The organism is Pseudoalteromonas sp. Z1A6 (assembly GCF_011378745.1).
Taxonomy (GTDB): Bacteria; Pseudomonadota; Gammaproteobacteria; order Enterobacterales; family Alteromonadaceae; genus Pseudoalteromonas; species Pseudoalteromonas arctica.
Genome location: NZ_WTKW01000626.1, coordinates 1 through 1092 on the forward strand (window position 1 = coordinate 1; position 1092 = coordinate 1092).

Consider the following 1092-nt stretch of genomic DNA (forward strand, 5'->3'; position numbering starts at 1 on the left):
CCTAGTACTTTAATGAATTCCCTAAAAAGATCTGTATCAGACTTTGCTTTGTCGATATGAGAGTTAATAGTTTCATTTGATATCTCATTTAGCTCTGGGTATGTTTTTTGTAACCAATTTAAATAATTCAATTATGCATCCTTGTATTTTTATATCTAGTACTGCCTTAAATAGGCAAAATATATTTGCTAAAGTAAGCGACATAGCAGTAAAAACCAGATTTTTTTTGTTCTGCTTTACGACTTGTTATACGTTTTTACTACTCACTATTAGATTACAAGCTATCACCACATCAGATCGGTAATACTCTACAATTTCAGCTAACTCTTTATCTGATTTAACTAAGAACTCAGCGGAACATCTTTCTCTAACATGAATTAAAGGTAAATGATCTGTATCAGATGCAATTATACCAAATAAATGAAACTCAGTATTCCAGCATTGACCATACTTTTTATTTCCAATTTGACAAAGATTCATAACTATATTTAAGTAATCATCATCGCTTTCAAGTAATTTGATAGCAAGTATAATTGCATCATCAAACATTTTATTTACACCGAGCTTTAGAAGCGTATAACGAGGCTGTAGAATAGCTCTAACAGCCAAATAATAGTAAGTTAAAATAGAGACGCAGAAAAATGTTATTTGTCCTAGTTTATTACTTGTTATAAACCATTAACTACCAAATTCTCGGCTAACAATTGCTGCGGGGACAATATCTTCTGGTAGATCACTAGATGCCTTTTGAGCAAAGTCACCAGCCATACCAAATACTTTGTCAACTGGATCGACTTTCACTCCGTTTTCGACAGCTAACTCCAGAAGTTTCTTGCCGATATCGTTACAAGAACTAACCCAGTTTTTTGGTAATTTCTCCACAGTGATTTTAGGCCGACAAACTAGTTTAAAAGTTTCTTTACCTTCTTGTGTTTGAATTGAAACATCAACGAACCCACTTTTATATGGGTTAGCGAATACACTAGAACTAACCAGAATTATTGCTCCGACAAATATTTTTTTCATGACACTTCCTTATGGTTTATAACGAGCCTGTAGATTAACTCGTTTTTTATTTGTTTTTATTGATAA

Annotated in this window: 2 protein-coding genes; both read right to left on the reverse strand. The window is 32.5% G+C overall.

Translation table 11 applies throughout. From position 1 onward, the window contains the following. Positions 1-246 precede the first annotated feature (246 nt). The gene (locus GQR46_RS19980) at positions 247-549 is read right to left on the reverse strand and encodes a hypothetical protein (protein ID WP_165742275.1); all 303 of its coding nucleotides are present in this window, start codon (positions 547-549) and stop codon (positions 247-249) included. A 129-nt stretch (positions 550-678) separates the two neighbouring features. Continuing rightward, positions 679-1026: a hypothetical protein gene (locus GQR46_RS19985; RefSeq protein WP_165742278.1), complete on the reverse strand. Its 348-nt coding sequence runs from the start codon at positions 1024-1026 to the stop codon at positions 679-681. Between the last annotated feature and the right edge of the window lie 66 nt (positions 1027-1092).

Bases quoted from the DNA above. Each gene is read 5' to 3' on its own strand.
- GQR46_RS19985 (WP_165742278.1), bottom strand. From the start codon at position 1,026: ATGAAAAAAATATTTGTCGGAGCAATAATTCTGGTTAGTTCTAGTGTA.
- GQR46_RS19980 (WP_165742275.1), bottom strand. From the start codon at position 549: ATGTTTGATGATGCAATTATACTTGCTATCAAATTACTTGAAAGCGAT.